Origin of the sequence: Mucilaginibacter sp. NFR10 (assembly GCF_900100445.1) — a bacterium.
GTDB classification, from domain to species: Bacteria; Bacteroidota; Bacteroidia; order Sphingobacteriales; family Sphingobacteriaceae; genus Mucilaginibacter; species Mucilaginibacter rubeus.
This window is the reverse complement of the sequence record NZ_FMTV01000002.1, coordinates 469,429-489,386: the sequence shown is the minus strand read 5'-3', so window position 1 is coordinate 489,386 and position 19,958 is coordinate 469,429. Positions and strand designations below refer to the sequence as shown.

The following is a 19,958-nucleotide window of genomic DNA, read 5'->3' as shown; positions in this document are numbered from 1 at the left end:
CATGACGGTATGGGGGATTTTTCGTTAAGGATCGTGATTTGCAACTAATCTCTAATCTCCGGCCTCTAATCTCTAAGCTACAACTCCTTCCTTAACCTTGCCACCGGGATGTTCATTTGTTCGCGGTATTTGGCTACAGTACGGCGGGCTATGTTGTAGCCGGCATCTTTAAGAATCTCGGTCAATTTTTCATCAGCAAGCGGATGACGCTTATCTTCTTTGCCGATATGCTCTTCCAAAATCTTTTTAACTTCTTTATTGGATACTTCCTCACCGCTTTCGGTTTGGATGGCTTCAGAGAAGAAAGATTTCAGCAGGAAGGTACCAAACTCGGTTTGTACATACTTGGAGTTGGCTACACGGGATACCGTTGAAATATCCATGCCAATCCTGTCGGCAATGTCTTTCAGTATCATCGGCTTCAGATTTTTATCATCACCGGTAAGGAAAAACTCATACTGGTACTGCATAATGGCATTCATGGTTTTGAGCAGCGTTTGCTGGCGCTGTTTAATGGCATCAATAAACCATTTGGCCGAATCAAGCTTTTGCTTTACAAATTGCACTGCTTCCTTCAGTTTTTTATCCTTTTGGGAAGCCTTGTCATAATGCTGAAACATTTCCTGGTATGAGCGGCTTACTCTAAGTTCGGGGGCGTTTTTTGAATTGAGGGTAAGGATGAGCACACCATCATTGTTAGTGATATGAAAATCAGGGATCACCTGCATTTGCTTGGTGTTGATCTCGTTTGAATCGCCGGGTTTGGGATTGAGTTTCAAGATCTCATTGACCACCGCACGCAACTCAACGGAGTTCATATTCAATGATTTTTCAAGCTTATCGTAATGTTTGCGGGTAAACTCATCCAAATAATGTTCAACAACCTGTATCGCTTTTTTGATGATAGGGTCGTTTGCATCTTTTTTGCGAAGCTGGATCAGCAGGCATTCCTGTAAGCTGCGCGCGCCCACACCGGGAGGGTCAAAGCCCTGGATCACCCTGAGCATCTCTTCTACTTCGTCATCCTCAGCCAATACATTTTGTGAAAATGCAAGGTCGTCGGTTAGCGACATGATGGGGCGGCGCAGATAGCCGTCGTCATCAAGGCTGCCTATGATCTGCTTGCCGATCATGAAATCTTTATCACTCAAAGGAAGCAGGTCTAACTGGGCTTGCAGGCTTTCAAAAAATGAGCTTTGCACAGCAATGGGGATCTCTTTACGCTCATCCTCATCGTCACCATTTTGATCATAGCGCGATCCGTAATCATTTACGTTGTCTTCCTGCAGATAGTCGTCAATATTAAATTCATCCATCTCGCCCTTTTCCTCGTCATTGTTATAATTATCTTCGTCGGGGTCGCGGTCAGGATATTGTTCTTCGGGTTCGTTTAGGTTGGTAAGGCTCAGATCTTCAAGTGCGGGGTTTTCTTCCAGTTCTTCTTTTATCCGGGTATCAAGCGAAACAGTAGGCACCTGCAGCAATTTTATAAATTGTATTTGCTGGGGCGAAAGTTTTTGTAAAAGTTTTTGTTGAAGGTTCTGTTTAAGCATAATTAAGATGTAGCCAAAAATACATCAAATTAATATTAACTAAAAATTACTTGAGGTATCTGCTTTAAAGTTGTTAAATGTTTTAGGCATGCCAATTGTTTTAGCGCTATCAAAAAAACTATATGAATTGATAGTTTATGTAATATTATTAACTTTAAGTAACCAAACTTTAATTTATGGCAATAGTAAAAGAGTTCAAAGAATTTGCAATGCGGGGCAACGTGGTTGACCTTGCTGTAGGTGTTATCATTGGCGCTGCTTTTGGTAAAATTGTTACCTCGCTGGTTGCAGATATTATTATGCCGCCTATTGGCATGGCAACCGGGGGTATTGATTTTAAAGATTTAAAGTATGTACTTAAGCCGGCTGTTGATAAAACACCGGAAACCGCAATTAATTACGGTTTATTTATCAATAATGTAATTGATTTTTTGATCGTTGCTTTTTGTATCTTTTTAATTGTTAAGGGTATCAACTCATTGAAGAAAAAAGAAGAAGCAGCCCCTGCAGCACCACCTGAACCAACTAAAGAAGAAGTTTTACTTACAGAAATCCGCGATTTACTGGCTAAGAAAGCTTAAGTAATTTAGTTCGTAGTTGATGGTTCATAGTTCATGGATCATAGTTCATGGTTTTTGTGCTATATGGCTATGTATGAACCATCAACTATTTCTTAACTATCAATCATGGTTACCAAATTTTATGGTTCGCGGTTTTTCTTAATAGCTATGAACCATCGACACTAAAAACTTTTCGGCAGCTTAGGATCAGTTAAAATGATATAGTCGGCCATGCCAGCTAATTTGCTCCAGTCGGGCTTGTCAAAACTATCATCCATGTAGGTTGCTATGTTAAGCACACGTAATTTGGGTGCGTATTTTTTAAGTTGGGCTACCGCACCCAGTTTTTCTTCACTATGAAAGCCGCCGTTGAGCTGCAATACTTTAAAACCCGAATGGTTTTTCAGGAATTTCGCTATCGACCAGCCCATCGTAGCATCCCAAAGGTTTTGCGATTGGTAGATCTGCATGCCCGGCATTGAGGCATGACCTCCCATTATTTTAGCAAATTTATCATAATAAGCCCCGGTAGCGGTATCAATTGGCAGTGGTGCAAGATAGCTTTTAGCCTGGGCATCAAGCTGCTTTAAAGCATCAAGGCCGCCGCGTGTAACCATGTTGGTATAGCGGGTTGGAGCGTTGGCTGCTATTACCGGCAGATGATTGGATTTGGCAAGTTCAACAAGTGGTTTGTAATCCTTATAGTTAGGCCAGGTACGTGCATCTGTTACCAGATTTTTTTCGCGAATAAGCCCCGCGAGATATTCATTCAGCACCAGCTGACAGTCAGTTTGAAACATCTCCATGGAAAGCGCTGTTTTCTGCGGATATTTTTCCGAAAGCTTTTTGAACAAGCTAAATTCCAGGTAGTGCGCTGTTGAATCATTATGCTCTTCGCCAAAGAAAATCACGTCGGCATTGGCCATATCATTAACAATATCGTCGGGCGTGATAGTCTTTTGCGCGGATGTGCTGTAAATTTTATAATGTGTTGCAGGTAGCTCCTGCGCTATGGTAACGGCCGATAGAAATATGAATATTACGGAAAGGATTAATTTCATTTGTTAGGATAAGCTGTTGAATTTACACTTTGTTAATGATTCGGACCTGTTTATTCAGCTTTTTTTAATAAATGCACACTTCGCGAGTGCACATTGTTGCAAAATCTGAATCTGTAACAAATAATTAATGTTAAATTTAACTTTTTATTTAATTTGATTTGGAATGATAGCTTGCCGCTGTTATTTAGTTCAGATAATGAACAGGATTTCGAATTTAATTATTGCGCGTACAATTAGTTTTCCGAAAAAAGAGCCGCTGATTTACAGCCGCCGGGCGGCGGTACACATGTTATTATAAATAAGAAAAATAGTGTTTGAATTATTAAATAAAATAACTACATTTGCGCTCTTGTTTTAAAAAGACGAATAGAATAAAATATAGCCATGAAAAGAACGTTTCAGCCTTCTCAAAGAAAAAGAAGAAATAAACACGGTTTCCGTGAACGCATGTCAACTGCTAACGGTAGGAGAGTATTAGCAGCCAGAAGAGCTAAAGGCAGAAAAAGGTTAACTGTTTCTGACGAAGGCAGGCACAAAGCATAATTGAGGTTGCCCTACCCTATTTATAAGGGTTTGGAACCGCTTATCTGCTTTATCCTTCGGTTCAAAAATGGCAACTATGTATACTTTTAAAAAAGAAGAACGGTTATGTAACAAGAGGCTTATTGACAAGCTTTTTCATAACGGTTCTTCTTTTTTATGTTATCCCTTCCGGGTATCCTGGCTTGTCAATCCCGAGCCACAGCCCTATCCTGCGCAAATTCTTTTTTCCGTTCCTAAAAAGCGTTATAAGCACGCCGTTGACCGTAATTTGGTAAAACGTCTGATGCGCGAAGCGTACAGGCTCCACAAACAGCAGCATCTTTATGATATTTTGCAGCAAGCGGATAAAAAGATCATTGTTTCGGTAGGCTATGTAGGCAAAGAAATTGAACCATACCTTTTCATCGAAAAAAAAATGCTGAGGATGCTTGCCCAGCTTTCCGGTGAGTTAACTGCTGCAATACCCGTCACAGCTAATTAACATGAATGGGCTTATGGATACAATCGCCAGGTTTTTAAAAGTATTAGTTGGGGGAATTTTCATCATCCTGATCAAATTTTACCAATATTTTATATCGCCGCTTTCGGCGGCATCATGCCGGTATACACCCACCTGCTCGCAGTACGGTGTTGAAGCCATCAGGAAGTATGGTGCTTTTAAAGGTGGTTGGTTAACCATAAAGCGCATTGCCAGTTGTAATCCCTGGGGTGGTCATGGGCATGATCCGGTACCATAAATTTATAATATGAGCCTTATACTTCAAATAGAAACAGCAACAACATCCTGCTCGGTAGCACTTGCCCGCGATGGCAAGGTTTTAGGCTTTAAGCAAATAAATATCCGTAATATCCATGCTGAAGTTATTACTTTATATATCGATGAATTGCTGAATAAATCGGGATTAACTTATAACGAGCTTGATGCTATTGCTGTAAGCAGCGGTCCGGGGTCATACACCGGTTTACGGATAGGTGTATCTACCGCCAAAGGATTGTGCTTCGCCCTTGATAAACCTTTGATAGCGGTTGAAACACTTGAGGCTATGGCTTATGGCGTTATTAACAGCCCGGGGGATGCTACTGATGGTAATATGCTGTTATGCCCAATGATAGATGCCCGCCGAATGGAGGTTTATACAGCATTATTTGATGCTGCCGGCAACAGGGTGCGTGAAACAGCTGCTGATATTATAGAAGGAAACAGCTTTGCCAACTATTTGAAAGACCATCAGATCCTGTTTTTTGGTGATGGTGCCGAAAAATGCAAAGCTGTTTTAAGTGAAAGCCCAAATGCTTTGTTTTTGGATGATTTTGTAAATTCGGCAACATATCTTACTCAAAAAGCAGCTCAAAAATTTGCTGATGGCGCATTTGAAGATGTAGCTTATTACGAACCTTACTACCTTAAAGATTTTATAGCCGGGAAAAAAGCGCTTTAATTATTGGTTTTAAAAATACGGCCAAACAAACGGCCCAAAAACCCTTTTTCGCCCATAGGGATATAGCTGGAATTCATTGGATGTTCAATTACCCGTCCAAATTTCAGTGAAAAGCCCAGGAAGATATCCGCCCCGCTATAATTGCCTACCCTATTTATTTGATTGGTATTATTTAAAGCGGCCAGAGTAAGGCGGCCCGTATTTAGTAAGCGTTCGGAACCTATAAAAAATTCGACATTAGGGGATTTTACCATAATTTGTGCGCCGAGATTAAATAATTTATAATCGTCATAAGTGGCCGTTAAGGTAGCTATCAGGTTGTTTTTCTGTACCGAGTTAACCATTGCTCCGGTAAAACCGGAAAAGAACATTTCTTTTTGGGCTACAACTGTTGGGAAATATCTGTATGTTTTTTCATCATCAAGCCAATAGCTTTTGGATACGCTCAATTCGGCTTTGGCATTGGTTTTTGTGTTAAATGAAGTAACCATTCCGTTGCCCCTGACCAATTCATATACAGCGTTATATATATTCTCATCACGATGCTGGGATGTAATATCTGTTATATTTGTTGTGTTATTAAAATCAGTAATGGTTGAGCGCTTGTTCCAGTGAATAAAGCCAAGGTCTTTTATATTACCTTGTATCAGGATCCCATCCTCTGTTCGGTAAGTTGCACCCATTGATATCGCCGCACCTGGGTTGCGAAACGTTGGTAAAAAGTCACGCCCATCCAGTCTGCCGGGCACATAGCTCCTGTAATACCGTCCCCTCATATAAACGTCGGCATTGTCATTGTCAGGATTTGTCGGGTCCCGGTTAATCTGCAGGCTCGACTCCTCCACATCTATTTTGTTATATTGAACACCAGACAGGTAGCTCAGCTTAAAGCCTAAGGAGAGTTGTTTACTAACCTGCTCCCGGTAGATATAACTTAACTGGTCATACATCTGCATCCTATAATGGTTGTTGAATATATTATCATAATTATCACGCGCAAAATTTGACGGTCCATCAAGAAAAGCTATAGACTCATCGGTGACCAGGCCTTTACCTTCTACTTTGGTTTGGGCCGAAAAGCCCATTTCAACGTTGCCGTTTAAACTGGTGAAAAGTTTAACCATTACCGCATATGCATTGGCGTTTACATTGAAATGATTTAAAGCATTTTGACCGATGCGCAGTGATGAGGTATTATAATAAGAAGGGCTTGCAAATGCGCGGCTTTTTAGCGGCCGTTGTATATCGCCGGTTATATAGAAATTAGCATTAAAATTCGGGATTAAAAAATTGAAAGCTATTTCCCGGCTCGAATCGGGGATAAAGGCTCTTTGTGAAGGATTTTCAAATGAATCGTAAAGGGTGCCGGTATTATACTGCGAAAACTGTTGAGCCGATACCGATAAAGAATAAAAGATAAAAAAAAGAATAGTAAAGAAGATCTTATTCATAATTGGCCCACATATCTTGCCCGAATTTTCTTAAAGAAAAGAACTCAAAGCTGATTGTCTGTAAAATTTTTACAAATTGCTATTTGTAATGTTCTACGAAATTGAGCGGGTATTGTTGTGTAAACGTAAATAAATTTATTTTTTTACTGTACTTGTATCCGGAACATTCAGGCGCATACAAAAATTGGTATAAAAGTTTTTGTCGGATGCGGTGAGCTGGAAGGCAGCACCATAATAATTTTTCCACCCGGGGTCACTGTTTTCAAAAGCATCATAAAAAGTTTTTTTTAAATCGCGCTTTAATACAGGCTGTATGTTTTTAAAGTTAATAAAGAATGCCACATTGCTCCTTTCGGCCAGCAAATTATCAAACTGGGTATACTGTTCGGTTTTGCCGATGAATTTGCGATTGAAGTAAGTATCGTTATAACTTTCTAACTCGGATACCGACGTGGCAAGTATGAGATAATTATCAATGATCATAAAGTAGGGCTTCCGGAAAACGCTGAATGCATCCCCCAATAAAAAGAAAGGCAGTTTTTCATAATTAAACTGGCCTACTTTATCAGTAACCATATTACTGATGTTCATCATCACCGGAAAAAGCTTTGAGCCATCCCTAACAGAAATGATGGCAAATTTTTCAAAGTACCGCGTGGTAACTATCGCGAACTCGTTACCGAGCAGCTTTTCAAACTCAGGTTTTACAAACAGCCCTGCTTCTGATTTTACCTTGTTCAAAAGTTCATTCTTTTCCCTGCCCACTCCCGCTTTATCATGCCATTGTGAAAGGTCGGCCTCAAACTTTTTAGGATCTGAAACGGCGAAGCTTGTGCTGTAGGCAGTTGTAGCCGGGAAAATATCTTTTAAATGATTCTCGACAGGTTGCTGGGCTGAAAAAATGTTTAAATAACTGGTTGCATTATTTCGTTTAGTGGTGAACCCGTTAAACATCAAAGCATCGCTTTTATAATTTAAGTTTAATGCCGCATAGGCCGGCAGCATTCTAAAGCTCTTAAAAAGATCGGTAGTTTTATTAAGGAACAGCTGATCAAAAAACGGGTTTAGCTGGTTGTAATTAATATAAAGATTGGCAAGCGAATTGGCGTTTTGCTGCTCAGGCAACAGTACAAAGCCATTATGGCCTTTATCCTGCTGGTAGATGGCGCTATGATCAACCAAATCTTTTGAAAAACTGCCCGAAAATATATTGTCGCCGGTTTTAATGAGGTAAAAATGTTTGTTGAGCGACTTGACATATATATTATAACCCTGGCTTGCCGCTATTTGCATAGGTGCTATTTGTAAAGCGCTTTTGGCATTGCCTGTTAAATGATTGAACATGGTTGCCGAAAAAGCTTTTGATGCCGAGGTGGTTACGAGCAAGTCTATATTATCATTATTTGTAGGATGAAGGGAAACGAAAATGTTTTGGCCTGTAAAAAATTGATCAAGCTGTGGAGAGGCAATAAGCAACTTGCGTAAGGTGTCAAGTTCATGTAATTTGCCGGGGCCAACAAAAGTGCTCAAGAGCTGGTTGCCGGCAAAAATATCATAAAATCCCTTTTCATTACCAAACTCAAATACTGCCACCGCATTATCAGGAATAGCGCGCATAACCTGCCCGGTACGCACTCCCGGCGGACTTAAATTTTTAAAATATAACACCGTTACCAGCACGGTAGCTATAATCAAAAATATAGTGGTTACTATCAGTCGTTTCATAGCAGGGGGCGTGCAGCAAATATAGAATTTTACCCCACGGCGTTAAAGTAATACTTTCAATTGGTTAACTTAGCTTTTTATATCGCATGAACAAACAAATAATTATTACCGCTTCGTTTTTAGGTATGCTGGCCGTTATCACCGGCGCTTTTGGAGCCCACGGTTTAAAAGCGTTGCTTGCCCCCGCCCAGCTTGAGGTTTGGCATACTGCTGTACAATACAACTTCTATCATGTATTTGCTTTGCTTTTTTTAGCAGTTTTTGCGCGGGAAAAGAGCGGGGGCTTAATATCAGCAGCTTACTATCTGTTCACTTTCGGCATTATATTTTTTTCAGGCTCGCTGTACCTGTTATCATGTCGCGATCTGCTTGGCTGGAACTGGCTTATAGCCATGGGGCCAATTACACCCATTGGTGGTTTGTTGTTCATTTTGGGCTGGCTGATGCTGGCATTAGCTGCTATCCGCAACAAATAATAAACAATGTTAGAGTTTGCAGAAATTGAACATACCGACCGTGAAACACTCTTTGCCGAAGTGATTTTGCCATTGGCTATTTCAAAAAACTACACCTACCGGGTTCCTTATGAGCAAAATGATGCTATTGCTATTGGCAAAAGAGTGGTGGTGCAGTTCGGCAAAAGCAAGCTTTATACAGCCATCGTTAAAGAGATAGGGAAACTGGCGCCCGAAAAGTACGAAGCAAAATATATCATCGAGATCCTGGATGACCGCCCGGTTGTGACTCCTAAGCAGCTCGAATTTTGGCAGTGGCTGGCAGATTACTATATGTGCAACATAGGCGAAGTTATGAACGCCGCGCTGCCATCGGCATTGAAGCTGGCCAGCGAAACCCGCATCATGCTTAACCGGGAATATGAGATAGATAAAGCCACGCTTCACGATAAAGAGTTTTTAATTGTTGAAGCCCTCGAAATTCAACCGGAGCTTACCATAAGCGATATTACCAAGCTTTTGGGACAGAAAACTGTAATGCCGATATTGAAGCTGATGTTTGAAAAAAACATCATCAACATATCCGAAGAAGTAAACGAACGTTATAAGCCCCGCAAACGCACTTTTATTACACTTAACCCGGTTTATAATAACCAGGATAATCTGCGGGAGCTATTCCCGATATTGGAAAAGCGCGCGCCTAAACAGGCCGATGCCCTATTAGCTTACATCAAGCTTTCCCGTCATCAAAAAAACATCACCAAAAACGAACTTATTGAAGAGAGCGGTGCAGGTGAATCAAGCATTAAATCGCTCATTGAAAAAGAGATCTTCTTTTCGGAAGACAGGAGCGTTAGCCGCCTGCATTTTGAGGAAGAAGGAGAAGAAGGCAACAACTTTGAATTGAGCGAACAGCAAACGGAGGTACTTCAAAGTATCCGCGGGCAGTTTAAAGAAAAAGATGTAACGCTGTTGCATGGCGTAACCTCGTCAGGCAAAACACAATTATATGTAAGGCTGATAGAAGAGATTGTACGCAGCGGCAGACAGGTACTTTACCTTTTGCCTGAAATAGCCCTAACAACACATATTATTGAAAGGTTGCGGATGTATTTTGGTGCTGATATCGGCGTTTATCATTCGCGTTTTAATGACAATGAGCGGGTTGAGGTTTGGCAGAAAGTTTTAAGCGGAGAGTATAAGATTGTGCTCGGCGCGCGGTCATCCGTGTTTTTACCTTTTGCCGATCTGGGATTGATCATCGTTGATGAAGAACACGAAACATCATATAAGCAATTTGATCCGGCGCCGCGCTACAACGCACGCGACACCTCGATTTTTTTGGCTAACATGCACCAGGGTAAAGTGCTTTTGGGTTCGGCCACGCCATCCTTTGAAAGCTACTATAACGCCCGCACTCACAAATACGGTTTTGCAGAGCTCACCGAACGCTTTGGCGGCGTTGAGCTGCCCGATGTGCAGGTGGTGAGCATCGCTCACGAAACCAAACAAAAAACTATCCAGTCGCACTTTACCAGCGTACTGATGGAAGGCATCAAGCAGGCGCTTGAAAATAAAGAGCAGGTGATTTTATTCCAAAACCGCCGCGGATATGCCCCCATCCTGATGTGCAAAGTATGTGCTTATACTCCAAAATGTATCAACTGCGATGTAAGCCTTACTTATCATAAAAGCAGCGGCAAACTGCATTGCCACTACTGCGGTTACAAGGAAGATACGCCATCCATTTGCCCCGCCTGCGGATCTACCCACTTGGAATATAAAGGCTTCGGTACCGAAAAAATTGAAGATGAACTGAGCGTTTTATTGCCCGAAGCCCGGATTGCCCGGATGGACCTGGATACTACGCGGTCACGGAACTCCCTGCAAACTATCCTCAACGATCTGGAAGAGAAAAGGATAGATATATTGGTTGGCACCCAGATGGTGGCCAAAGGGCTTGATTTTTCAGATGTGACACTTATTGGTATTATTAATGCTGATAGCCTGCTGAAATTCCCTGACTATAGGGCAAATGAGCGTGGTTATCAACTACTTGCACAGGTAAGCGGCAGGGCCGGCCGCCGGGGTAAGCAAGGCAAAGTAGTAGTGCAAACCTATGATATTTATCACCGGGTGTTGAAGCAGGTGATTGATAACAACTACGCCGATCTTTATTTTACCGAGATGGAAGAGCGGAAAAGCTTTAAATACCCCCCCTTCTACCGGATCATTAACCTCGATATCAAGCATAAAAATCCCGATGTGCTCCATAACCAGGCAGAGTACCTTGGCGCACGGCTCCGGGAGCATTTTGGCGAGCGCGTGATTGGCCCGGAGCAGCCGCTCATCAGCAGGATCCGCAATTATTACATTAAAAGCATTATGCTCAAATTTGAGAAGGATGGGATCTCTATCATAAAAGCAAAAACTGTTTTAAGGGATGTGATCACTCAGTATTATACAACCAAACTTAGCACGGGCAGTATTGTACAGCCCGACGTTGATCCGTATTGATACAATCTTGAGTCGTGCCGGGCGGGAATTTTCTGATTAACAAATTCTGTATCTTAGTTAAATGCATATTGAACGCTTTACGCCCGGCGAAATACTAAAGCCTTTTATACGGCAATACGTTTTTATCGAGACTGCAAATGATCTGGTCAATCGTATTTTGCCCGATACATCGCTGGTAATGGCATTCAGGTACGGTGGCAAGATTAGCGATATTACCGAGGCACATAGCGGTAAGCTTCCCTCTTCTTTGATCACCGGCTTAAAAAAATCGCCCAGGCTAATTAATTACGCATCAGGCACAGGCAATATGTTGGTTTTATTTAAAGCAGCCGGCGCGACAGCGTTTTTCAAAAATCCGCTTCATGAATTGTTTGAAACAACTCTGCCGCTTGATAACTTTATTGACCGGTGTGAATTAGCGTTAATTGAAGAACAACTGGCAGAAGCTGCCAATAATCAGCAACGGGTAATCATCACCGAACAATTTCTGCTTAAACATATTGAAAGCCACAAACAGGACCAGTTGATCATATCTGCCCTGCAAAAGATCCGCTTATCAAAAGGCATGATCAAAATTAAGGACCTTGCCGATACACATTATATAAGCCAGGATGCATTTGAAAAACGCTTCAGGCGAGTGGTTGGTACTTCGCCAAAGCAGTTTTCCAATATTATTAAGATCAGGTCGTTAGTTGATAGTAAACCTAAAAACGTTTCGCTCAGCCAGGTAGCTTTAGAAGCCGGGTACTTTGATCAGCCGCATTTCAATAAGGAATTTAAACTGTTTACAGGGTTACCCCCTACCGATTTCTTTAAAATACCGCAAGCCTGGTAAATCAATGATTTTTTACAAGTATTGAGCTTCCATTATCCCGATTTTTGAAGAAAAACAAGGATAATCATGAAACAGATATTTATAGATCAATTTATTGTTCCCGCAACAGCTCAACATGAATTTAAAGAACGCATGAAAGTCAACAGGGATTTTATTAAAAAACTTGAGGGCTTTATTGAAGACAGGGCTTTTGAACGTTATGATGAGCAAGGCAACCTCATTTGCATTACAACTGCCATTTGGCAAAACGAACATGTTTTGCAAAAGGCTAAAGAAGCAGTGCAGCAGCTATATCAGCAACAGGGCTTTGATATGAAGGCGATGTTGCAAAGGCTAAAGGTAAGCATGGAAAGGAACACTTACCGGGAGATTGCCGATTAGAAACCAGCAACATATAATCAACACATAAAACGTTTTATATTGAATTAAAAGAACAGGCAAATATTACCCGGCCTAATTTTGCCGGGTAAGCCCGTTTTGTAATTTAATTTCTGATAGATTTGTGTTACGATTATAGTGTTTTATGACAATAACCAACTCCGATTTTAAAATAGATGTAACCTCCGAAATTGGCACACTCCGCACTTTGCTTATTCATAGTCCGGATAGCGGTTTGGGCAAAGTTGTGCCTTCAAAGGCGCAGGACTGGCTTTTTGAAGATATAATTCACCTGGATACGGTACGCAGGAATGAATACGATTACTACGTAAAGCTGTTGCTCTATTTTCTTGACCCGGATAAAATAAAAGGCAAGCTGCATCAAATTGATGATGAAGCTACCCGCCGTTCGTTTTTTAAACCTGATAATGCAGGCTTCCATTCATCAGATAAGGTTATCGAGATCCAAACCCTGTTAGCCGATATTTTACAGCAGCCGGATATCCGTAAAAAACTGGTAGCTTCTGTATGCGCGGTTGAAAGCTGCAATTACCGTTTACAACAGCAGCTTACCGATACCGACCCGATTGAGCTGGCCAAGATCTTTATTTCGGGCTCGTTAACAACTGAAGAAATGATCTTTGCCCCTATCCCCAACCTTATTTTTTCGAGGGATCTGGGTATAGCAGTGAATAATCATATGCTGCTCAACAAGCCGGCAAAGAAAGCCCGTTTCCGCGAAACTTTGCTGATGCGTTACATATTTTTCAATCATCCGCTGTTTGAGGCTTATCGCGATAATATTTTGGAGATTCCTGAAACCGCGCAGCATTTTTTACGCCCGGGCGAAGACGCGGAAGGCCGCACAACTTTAGAAGGCGGCGATGTGATGATGGTAAGTCCCGATCATTTAGTGATCGGCTGCAGCGAGCGGACATCTGTCAGCGGGGCTAATGAAGCTATCAGGCTGTTGTTTGAACACGATGTACTGAAGAAGGTAACCATCGTAAAAATTCCAAACAAGCGTGATTATATGCATATCGATACTGTTTTTACGCAGGTAAAGCGCGATACCTGGGTACTACTCCGCTCGCTTGCGGTGGCCGAAGCCCCCATTGAGGAACGGGAGCCGATATCATGGTTTGCTGATAAAAAACAAAAAGAACGGGCAGAAATTGTACAGTTTGAAAAAGATAAAAAACCAAGGCTATTTGGTTGTATTGAGGACCTGCTTTCCGACATCAGCGAGAACGATCTCAAAAGCGGTGTAAAAACCAAGTTTATTTACTCGGGCAACAACACCTTCCCCTTTGATGCCCGTGAACAATGGACAGACTCCTGCAACCTGCTTGCCCTAAAAGAAGGCGTTGTTGTTGGATATGATCGGAATGATAAAACTGTAGAGGCTTTTAAAGAAGGCGGTTTTAATGTGATCCGGGTAGCCGAACTGCTTCAAAAATTTGAGAATAATGAACTTGATCCGCAAAGTTTGACTGATACGCTGATATTAATGCCTTCAGCCGAACTTTCCCGTGCCCGCGGTGGTTTCCATTGCATGAGCATGCCGGTATTCAGGGACACTGTAATTTAATTTATCATTGAGTCATCTGGTCATTAAGTCATTGCTTTGCATGATTTAAAAAAAATGACTCAATGACTCAATGAAATAATGACAAAAATCATGAGTCAATCAACATCACATATATTAATGATCCGCCCGGTTAATTTCGGGTTTAACGAAGAAACCGCTGCAAGCAATGCTTTCCAAAACCCTGATGCCGAAAAAAATGGCGTACAGGAAAGAGCCTTGAGTGAGTTTAATAGTATGGTTAACATTTTGCGCCATAATGGCGTAGATGTTAGCGTTGTAGATGACACCCCACAGCCCTATACACCCGATTCAATATTTCCTAACAACTGGGTATCTTTTCACAACGATGGCGGCATTTTCCTTTACCCCATGCAGGCCGAAAACCGCCGGCTTGAGCGCAGGGAAGATATCATAACTGACCTGGAGGATAAATTTAAAGTAGCCCATGTAATTGACCTGAGCCGTTTTGAGCACGAGCACCGCTTTCTGGAAGGCACCGGCAGCATGGTACTTGACAGGGAGAATAAAATAGCATACGCCTGTTTGTCTCCCCGAACAGATAAAGATGTGCTTAATTATTTCTGTGAGCAATCGGGTTATCAGCCCATTAGTTTTGAAGCTGTAGATGAAAAAGGCAAGGCTATTTATCATACCAATGTATTGATGTGCATCGGCAGCCGGTTCGCGGTGATCTGCCTAAACAGTATTCCTAACCCGCATGAAAGAATAACGGTTATCGAATCGTTAAAATCATCGCACAAAGAAATTATTGAAATCACTTTTGAGCAGATGAGCCAGTTTGCAGGCAATATGCTGGAGGTGCAGAACAAAGCCGGTGATACTTTGATCGTGATGTCGCAAAATGCTTTTAGCGCTTTAACTGAGGCGCAGCGTTCCGCTTTACAACAGTATGGCAAATTGGTTCATGCTGATATCAATACAATTGAAACAAACGGCGGCGGCAGCGCAAGGTGTATGATGGCAGAGGTGCATTTACCGACTATTTAACTTAGCAGCTATCGAGCGAAGGCACTGCAGAGATAAAGAATTATCATTATGACGATATGCATAAGCAGGTACTTATCCTTAAACATACGTTATTAATTAGGATTTTTTACTAACGAATAAGCCCCTTCGTCAGGGGCCTATTCGTTAAGTATCCAATTAAACAGCTATTTAAGTTTATTCTGTAATGAAATAGAGGTAAGCCTGTTTTTGCTTCATTTTTGAGCGTACGCGTTTAAAACTATCTTCAATGTCTTTACGCTCGTCTTTTTCGGTCACTTCCATAAAGGCTTCCTGGTAATAGCCTAAGGATTTATTCCAGTCCTTTTGCTTTTCATAAAATAAACCAAGCAGCTCAAAGGTGCGGGCCTTGTTCACTCCCGGTGTGGTTAAAGCCTGGGCCGAAATTGTTGAAACCAGCTTATCCATTCCCAGGAATACTACCAGGTCAAGATAATGGGTGTAATTATCCGGAAAAGATGGCTCCAGCTCCATACAGGTTTTAAAATGATAACCTGCGGTTTGGTAATCCTGGATCTTGTAATAGTAGATCATCCCTAACTGGTAATGCGCCCTTGCAAAAAATGGCTCATCTGTAATGATCTGGTTTAATATGTTTAAGCCCTTAGGTGTCTCTCCGAACGATAGTTCATCAACAGCCTGGAGGTACTTTTCTTCTATTGAATAATAATTGTCCATATAAATTTCAAATTCAGTTAGGCTTACGTTTATGTAAGGCTTAATGTTATACTAATGTGGTAAATGCAGGATCGGTTTGGATGCTTCGAAAGCACTACACCGGAGTAGAGAAGAGAATTATCGACACAAAACCCTTCTGCTGTGACACCATGGGCCACATTATTGTTGAGCAGATTGATTTATTAAACAGCATCGGTTTGTACTTTATGAATACAAACTTACAATTATTGAACGAGAAAAGCAAGAGAAGAAGTGTTCATGCACAGCCCAATACTCTGTGCATGAGGTTTATTGACTTTATATGACTTGAAAAAGCAATGTGAAAAAATAGCAGCCTAAAATCAAGCTGCTATTGCGTTTTGTTTAACTGCCTCAATCAGGAAGTTGTTTTTTAATTCTTTTTCAGAGATCATGACGCTGAAATCATCAAACTTAACGCCGTGTTCAAGCGGGTAAAGTACATAGCCGCGTTTAAGGGCATCATATGCGCCAAGTTCAAATATTTCGTCGTGCTTTTTGCCTTTTATTTTCGCACCGTTTACTAACTGGTAAGCGTCGGATATGGTTTCAAAATTATTATTTTTCATAGTACGGGTAGCTATACAATTACTTTGCCAATTTTTATGCAAACCAGTCGAACAAGTCGCTTTGTTTTAAAGAAGCTTTGCCCGCGCCAGATAAGTCGTTAATAATCAACCCCTCGCCCATTTGTATTATTCGTGTGCCATAATTAAAAGCATCCTTCAAATTATGCGTAATGAATACTGCCGTTAAATTAAAATCGCGGATCAGTGTATCAGCTGTCCGCATAACCACGTCGGCCGAGCGTGGATCGAGGGCCGCGGTAGGTTCGTCCAGCAATAAAACTTTACAACTATCCATTACACTCATCAGCAGGGTAAGCGCCTGCCGCTGCCCGCCCGATAAAGTACCCATCGGCTGTTCTATCTTATCCTGCAAACCCATGCCAAGGACGGCTACTTTTTCCTGCACCTGTTTTTTAAAAGCGTCATTTACCCCAACGGATAAACCTTTTCTTTTTGTGCGGATAGATGCCAGCCGGAAATTATCTAAAATACTAAGATCTGGCGCAGTACCACTCAAAGGGTTTTGGAATACCCTCGCGATCCATTGGCTGCGTTTATAATCAGGCATGTTGGTTACATCGTTACCATCGATGCTTATAGTGCCGTTATCGGGCGATACGCTGCCGGCAATTAAATTAAGCATCGTGGTCTTGCCTGAGCCATTAGAACCAACTATCACCAAAAACTCACCGCTTTGTATCTCCAGCGTAACGCCATTAACCGCGTTTACCTGGTTAGCCTTACCTTTATTAAATATTTTATGTACGTCGGTTATCGTTATCATGATGATCTTAATAAGGATAAACGCGGCAAGCTTACAATTACCAGCACAAAACCGGCGGTAACTATTTTAAGTAATTTAGGGTCGACACCAACTGAGAGTGTAAATGCCAAAACCAGCTGAAATATCACTGCCCCTGCTAATACCAATACCAGACTTAACCATACTGAGGTAAGCTTAAACCAATTAATTAATGTTTCGGCAATGATCACCGATCCTAACCCTACTATCACAATCCCAATACCCATGCTGATATCTGTAAAACCCTGGAACTGGGCTACCAGGTAACCGCTCAAAGCCGTGAGCGCATTGGCCAGTGCCAGCCCGGTAATTTTCATCCTGTCGGTATTTACGCCTAATGAACGGATCATGGATTCACTGTTACCTGTAGCCCGCATGGCTATGCCAAAATCGGTTTTGAGCAGGTAGCCGATCAGAAAAGTGATCACGATAACAAAAATGGCAAGGATCCAGAATGTATTTTGATTAGGGTCGCTCACAACACTTACTATAGTAAATAACGAAGGCAAATTGATAAGCGGTAAATTTGAGCGGCCTAAAATAGTAAGGTTAACTGAGTAAAGCGCCGTCATAACCAGGATGCCGGCCAGCAGTGCATTGATCTTTAATTTGGTATGAATAATGCCGGTAAGTGCCCCCGCTGCTGCGCCTGCCAAAAGCACAGCAGGTAAAATAACATAGGCAGGCTGATGATTGGTCAGCAATACTGCCGTAACCACGCCACCCAGTGTATAACTGCCATCGGTTGTGATATCCGGAATATTGAAGATTTTCATGGATATATAAATCCCCAGCGCTATGGCCGAAAAGCATAGGCCCTGCAGTAAAGCGGTAAGGTAAAAATCCATTTATTTTACAGGCTCAAAATTTGGCGGAATGGTAATATTGTATTTTTTAGCAGCAGCCGGGTTATATACCCTCTTTCTGACCTTTACCATTTCGGGTTGCAGGCCATCGGTTTTATGAGTTTTAAGAAATTGGGCTGCCTGCTCGCCGGCTTGGTACCCCCATTGATAAATATCAGCCCCAAAAGCAGCGACGGCTCCACGCTGTACCAAACCTGCTTCGCTTGTAAAAATCGGGATGTTTTTTTGATTACAATTTTTAAGGATAGTTTCAAAAGATGCAAAAACGGTATTGTCCGGATTAGCAAAAAAGGCGTCGATGTTTTTACTTAGCAGCGACTGCGTAACCAACTGCGCATCGGCAGATGTATTTAACGGAAGCGCAACAATATCAACGTTTAGTCCTGCGGCCAATGATTTAATACGGTTTAAGGCATCGGCCGATTGCGGCTCCGACTGATTATAGATCATCCCGATAACCAGTTTTGCGCCTTTAGGCTTAAGTAGTTTGGGAATAATGCTAAACGAAGTATCGATATAATTTAGCTCTTCTACCGCACCGAAAAGGTTGGCGGGCGCTTTCCCGTTGGCATCAGTTACCTTCATGCGTTCGGCAGTTGGGGATACCATGGCAAAAACCGGGATATATTTTGTTTTTTGAAGCGCTGTTACCGTTGATAGCGTTGTACACGTTGCCAGCAGGTTAACACTATCAGTAACAAAGTGGTTAACTATCTGTGTAAGCGTTGGGATATCGCCCTGGGCATTGCTGTACTCAATCTGCACGGTCTTTTTTTCTTCGCTGAAACCATTTTTGTTCAAGGCATCAGTAAAGCCTTTGCGGGCCTGTGATATGGTGGCATCTTCAAAAGCATCAACAAAACCAACTACAGGCACCTGCATTGATTTGGTTTTGGGCTTACAGGATACAAAAAAAACAAGTAATATAGCTACCGGCAGATATTTGATAAACTTCATTTTACTAAATTAACTTTTTAGCCGTAAAGCTGAAAGTACAATGGCAAAAGCCGAAAATTGTTTTACAATAAGATTATCATTATACGAAAGCTTAAAGCAGAACACACAAAGCCAAGCCGGCAAGCCGATTGTGAAAGTCGGTTAATTATATATAATAATTTACTGCATTACCTTTCCGGGTAATGAGCTAACAACTATTCAACCCTAATATGATTAAAACACAATAATTTTAAAGCAGCTCTTTAAGGCCGGCAAAATTACTGATAGTTGCTACCATGCCATCAGGCACAACGCCAAAACCATAATTTGCAAAAATAAAAGGTACACCGGCTTGTTTGGCGGCATTATAATCGCCCATGGTGTCACCTACGTAAACCGGAGCTTTCAATTGGTGGTCGTTTACTACATCTTTGATATTATCGGCCTTAGGGTTTCCTTTTGTGCCAAAACACTGATGCCCAAGAAAATGGCCATGCAATTGGTTCAGATCCAAAAACAGTTCGATATAACCGTTTTGGCAATTACTCACGATATAAAGTTTATAATTTGCAGCAAGGTATTTAAGCGTTTCTACCAATTGCGGATAAAGCTCCCCTCCTTTGGTATGTAATATTTCCAGTTCGCTGACAGCACAAAGCGATTGTACTTCTTTACGTTGCTCAATATTTAGTTCCGGGAATAATTTATCAAAAATGGCATCGTAGGTCATTCCGGTGATGGAACGCACACGTTCCTGCGTCATTTCCTCTTTAATGTAATCAACCTTGCTTATAGCTGCCTGCCAAGCAAGAGCTACGTTTGCAGTGCTATCCCAAAGTGTACCGTCAAGGTCAAAAATTATGCTGTCGTATTTATTTTTAAGCGAATCATTCATATCGCCGGCAAAAGTAAAGGTTTTTTATTCCTGCCGGCTATCAGATTGATGTTAATTTAG

21 protein-coding genes are annotated in these 19,958 nt (G+C 41.6%); 11 read left to right on the top strand and 10 right to left on the bottom strand.

The annotated features are described in order from the left end of the window. Positions 1 to 77: 77 nt before the first annotated feature. On the bottom strand, positions 78 to 1,553 hold the full coding sequence (rpoN, locus tag BLP33_RS09955; protein WP_090527066.1) for an RNA polymerase factor sigma-54: 1,476 nt from the start codon (positions 1,551 to 1,553) through the stop codon (positions 78 to 80). Positions 1,554 to 1,729: 176 nt separating this feature from the next. Between rpoN and mscL the strand changes: the two genes are divergently transcribed. Beyond that, entirely contained in the window at positions 1,730 to 2,134 is a 405-nt protein-coding gene (mscL, locus tag BLP33_RS09950) for a large-conductance mechanosensitive channel protein MscL (protein WP_090527064.1), read from the top strand. A 161-nt stretch (positions 2,135 to 2,295) separates the two neighbouring features. Here mscL and BLP33_RS09945 read toward each other — a convergent pair whose 3' ends face one another. Continuing rightward, entirely contained in the window at positions 2,296 to 3,174 is an 879-nt protein-coding gene (locus BLP33_RS09945; protein ID WP_090527062.1) for a ChaN family lipoprotein, read from the bottom strand. Between the two features lie 384 nt (positions 3,175 to 3,558). Between BLP33_RS09945 and rpmH the strand changes: the two genes are divergently transcribed. The 4 genes from rpmH to tsaB all read left to right on the top strand — a co-directional run bounded on the left by rpmH (position 3,559) and on the right by tsaB (position 5,156). Further along, positions 3,559 to 3,717: a 50S ribosomal protein L34 gene (gene rpmH, locus BLP33_RS09940; protein ID WP_083878950.1), complete on the top strand. Its 159-nt coding sequence runs from the start codon at positions 3,559 to 3,561 to the stop codon at positions 3,715 to 3,717. Positions 3,718 to 3,793: 76 nt separating this feature from the next. Continuing rightward, on the top strand, positions 3,794 to 4,198 hold the full coding sequence (locus tag BLP33_RS09935; RefSeq protein WP_090527060.1) for a ribonuclease P protein component: 405 nt from the start codon (positions 3,794 to 3,796) through the stop codon (positions 4,196 to 4,198). 13 nt (positions 4,199 to 4,211) lie between these two features. Further along, entirely contained in the window at positions 4,212 to 4,454 is a 243-nt protein-coding gene (gene yidD / locus BLP33_RS09930; RefSeq protein ID WP_175489980.1) for a membrane protein insertion efficiency factor YidD, read from the top strand. Between the two features lie 9 nt (positions 4,455 to 4,463). Further along, positions 4,464 to 5,156 carry a tRNA (adenosine(37)-N6)-threonylcarbamoyltransferase complex dimerization subunit type 1 TsaB gene (gene tsaB, locus BLP33_RS09925; protein ID WP_090527056.1) on the top strand — a complete coding sequence of 231 codons (693 nt, stop codon included), beginning with the start codon at positions 4,464 to 4,466 and terminating at the stop codon, positions 5,154 to 5,156. Here tsaB and BLP33_RS09920 read toward each other — a convergent pair. Further along, positions 5,153 to 6,607: a DUF5723 family protein gene (locus BLP33_RS09920; RefSeq protein WP_090527054.1), complete on the bottom strand. Its 1,455-nt coding sequence runs from the start codon at positions 6,605 to 6,607 to the stop codon at positions 5,153 to 5,155. The two genes, tsaB and BLP33_RS09920, sit on opposite strands and share 4 nt — an antisense overlap. Before the next feature lie 135 nt (positions 6,608 to 6,742). Continuing rightward, positions 6,743 to 8,332, bottom strand: a complete 1,590-nt coding sequence (locus BLP33_RS09915) for a hypothetical protein (RefSeq protein WP_090527052.1) — start codon at positions 8,330 to 8,332, stop codon at positions 6,743 to 6,745. 86 nt (positions 8,333 to 8,418) lie between these two features. Between BLP33_RS09915 and BLP33_RS09910 the strand changes: the two genes are divergently transcribed. From BLP33_RS09910 to ctlX, 6 genes are all read left to right on the top strand, one after another. Beyond that, entirely contained in the window at positions 8,419 to 8,808 is a 390-nt protein-coding gene (locus tag BLP33_RS09910; protein WP_090527050.1) for a DUF423 domain-containing protein, read from the top strand. Between the two features lie 6 nt (positions 8,809 to 8,814). Next, entirely contained in the window at positions 8,815 to 11,304 is a 2,490-nt protein-coding gene (priA, locus tag BLP33_RS09905; protein WP_090527048.1) for a replication restart helicase PriA, read from the top strand. A 61-nt stretch (positions 11,305 to 11,365) separates the two neighbouring features. Next, positions 11,366 to 12,139, top strand: a complete 774-nt coding sequence (locus tag BLP33_RS09900) for a helix-turn-helix transcriptional regulator (RefSeq protein WP_090527046.1) — start codon at positions 11,366 to 11,368, stop codon at positions 12,137 to 12,139. A 66-nt stretch (positions 12,140 to 12,205) separates the two neighbouring features. Then, positions 12,206 to 12,520: a hypothetical protein gene (locus BLP33_RS09895; RefSeq protein WP_090527044.1), complete on the top strand. Its 315-nt coding sequence runs from the start codon at positions 12,206 to 12,208 to the stop codon at positions 12,518 to 12,520. A gap of 142 nt (positions 12,521 to 12,662) precedes the next feature. Next, positions 12,663 to 14,108 (top strand): arginine deiminase family protein, encoded by a 1,446-nt coding sequence (locus BLP33_RS09890; RefSeq protein ID WP_090527042.1) that lies wholly within the window; start codon positions 12,663 to 12,665, stop codon positions 14,106 to 14,108. A gap of 90 nt (positions 14,109 to 14,198) precedes the next feature. Further along, positions 14,199 to 15,116, top strand: a complete 918-nt coding sequence (gene ctlX, locus BLP33_RS09885; RefSeq protein ID WP_090527648.1) for a citrulline utilization hydrolase CtlX — start codon at positions 14,199 to 14,201, stop codon at positions 15,114 to 15,116. 174 nt (positions 15,117 to 15,290) lie between these two features. Here ctlX and BLP33_RS09880 read toward each other — a convergent pair whose 3' ends face one another. The 6 genes from BLP33_RS09880 to BLP33_RS09855 all read right to left on the bottom strand — a co-directional run bounded on the left by BLP33_RS09880 (position 15,291) and on the right by BLP33_RS09855 (position 19,898). Then, positions 15,291 to 15,812 (bottom strand): tetratricopeptide repeat protein, encoded by a 522-nt coding sequence (locus tag BLP33_RS09880; RefSeq protein ID WP_090527040.1) that lies wholly within the window; start codon positions 15,810 to 15,812, stop codon positions 15,291 to 15,293. 341 nt (positions 15,813 to 16,153) lie between these two features. Next, positions 16,154 to 16,399: a hypothetical protein gene (locus BLP33_RS09875; RefSeq protein ID WP_139159969.1), complete on the bottom strand. Its 246-nt coding sequence runs from the start codon at positions 16,397 to 16,399 to the stop codon at positions 16,154 to 16,156. Positions 16,400 to 16,433: 34 nt separating this feature from the next. Then, on the bottom strand, positions 16,434 to 17,183 hold the full coding sequence (locus BLP33_RS09870) for an ABC transporter ATP-binding protein (protein WP_090527037.1): 750 nt from the start codon (positions 17,181 to 17,183) through the stop codon (positions 16,434 to 16,436). Then, a complete protein-coding gene (locus tag BLP33_RS09865) occupies positions 17,180 to 18,049 on the bottom strand; it encodes an ABC transporter permease (RefSeq protein WP_090527035.1) in 870 nt (289 codons plus the stop codon). Before BLP33_RS09865 ends, BLP33_RS09870 begins: the two co-directional genes overlap by 4 nt. Beyond that, positions 18,050 to 19,024: an ABC transporter substrate-binding protein gene (locus tag BLP33_RS09860; RefSeq protein WP_090527033.1), complete on the bottom strand. Its 975-nt coding sequence runs from the start codon at positions 19,022 to 19,024 to the stop codon at positions 18,050 to 18,052. A gap of 229 nt (positions 19,025 to 19,253) precedes the next feature. Then, a complete protein-coding gene (locus BLP33_RS09855) occupies positions 19,254 to 19,898 on the bottom strand; it encodes an HAD family hydrolase (protein WP_090527031.1) in 645 nt (214 codons plus the stop codon). Positions 19,899 to 19,958 lie beyond the last annotated feature (60 nt).

What these genes read in the sequence shown, in the direction of transcription:
- BLP33_RS09935 (WP_090527060.1), top strand. Translation starts at nt 3,794, where the DNA reads ATGTATACTTTTAAAAAAGAAGAACGGTTATGTAACAAGAGGCTTATT.
- yidD (WP_175489980.1), top strand. Translation starts at nt 4,212, where the DNA reads ATGGATACAATCGCCAGGTTTTTAAAAGTATTAGTTGGGGGAATTTTC.
- BLP33_RS09855 (WP_090527031.1), bottom strand. Translation starts at nt 19,898, where the DNA reads ATGAATGATTCGCTTAAAAATAAATACGACAGCATAATTTTTGACCTT.
- tsaB (WP_090527056.1), top strand. Translation starts at nt 4,464, where the DNA reads ATGAGCCTTATACTTCAAATAGAAACAGCAACAACATCCTGCTCGGTA.
- priA (WP_090527048.1), top strand. Translation starts at nt 8,815, where the DNA reads ATGTTAGAGTTTGCAGAAATTGAACATACCGACCGTGAAACACTCTTT.
- mscL (WP_090527064.1), top strand. Translation starts at nt 1,730, where the DNA reads ATGGCAATAGTAAAAGAGTTCAAAGAATTTGCAATGCGGGGCAACGTG.
- BLP33_RS09900 (WP_090527046.1), top strand. Translation starts at nt 11,366, where the DNA reads ATGCATATTGAACGCTTTACGCCCGGCGAAATACTAAAGCCTTTTATA.
- BLP33_RS09945 (WP_090527062.1), bottom strand. Translation starts at nt 3,174, where the DNA reads ATGAAATTAATCCTTTCCGTAATATTCATATTTCTATCGGCCGTTACC.
- rpmH (WP_083878950.1), top strand. Translation starts at nt 3,559, where the DNA reads ATGAAAAGAACGTTTCAGCCTTCTCAAAGAAAAAGAAGAAATAAACAC.
- BLP33_RS09870 (WP_090527037.1), bottom strand. Translation starts at nt 17,183, where the DNA reads ATGATAACGATAACCGACGTACATAAAATATTTAATAAAGGTAAGGCT.
- BLP33_RS09875 (WP_139159969.1), bottom strand. Translation starts at nt 16,399, where the DNA reads ATGAAAAATAATAATTTTGAAACCATATCCGACGCTTACCAGTTAGTA.
- BLP33_RS09880 (WP_090527040.1), bottom strand. Translation starts at nt 15,812, where the DNA reads ATGGACAATTATTATTCAATAGAAGAAAAGTACCTCCAGGCTGTTGAT.
- BLP33_RS09910 (WP_090527050.1), top strand. Translation starts at nt 8,419, where the DNA reads ATGAACAAACAAATAATTATTACCGCTTCGTTTTTAGGTATGCTGGCC.
- BLP33_RS09920 (WP_090527054.1), bottom strand. Translation starts at nt 6,607, where the DNA reads ATGAATAAGATCTTCTTTACTATTCTTTTTTTTATCTTTTATTCTTTA.
- BLP33_RS09865 (WP_090527035.1), bottom strand. Translation starts at nt 18,049, where the DNA reads ATGGATTTTTACCTTACCGCTTTACTGCAGGGCCTATGCTTTTCGGCC.
- rpoN (WP_090527066.1), bottom strand. Translation starts at nt 1,553, where the DNA reads ATGCTTAAACAGAACCTTCAACAAAAACTTTTACAAAAACTTTCGCCC.
- BLP33_RS09860 (WP_090527033.1), bottom strand. Translation starts at nt 19,024, where the DNA reads ATGAAGTTTATCAAATATCTGCCGGTAGCTATATTACTTGTTTTTTTT.
- BLP33_RS09895 (WP_090527044.1), top strand. Translation starts at nt 12,206, where the DNA reads ATGAAACAGATATTTATAGATCAATTTATTGTTCCCGCAACAGCTCAA.
- BLP33_RS09915 (WP_090527052.1), bottom strand. Translation starts at nt 8,332, where the DNA reads ATGAAACGACTGATAGTAACCACTATATTTTTGATTATAGCTACCGTG.
- ctlX (WP_090527648.1), top strand. Translation starts at nt 14,199, where the DNA reads ATGAGTCAATCAACATCACATATATTAATGATCCGCCCGGTTAATTTC.
- BLP33_RS09890 (WP_090527042.1), top strand. Translation starts at nt 12,663, where the DNA reads ATGACAATAACCAACTCCGATTTTAAAATAGATGTAACCTCCGAAATT.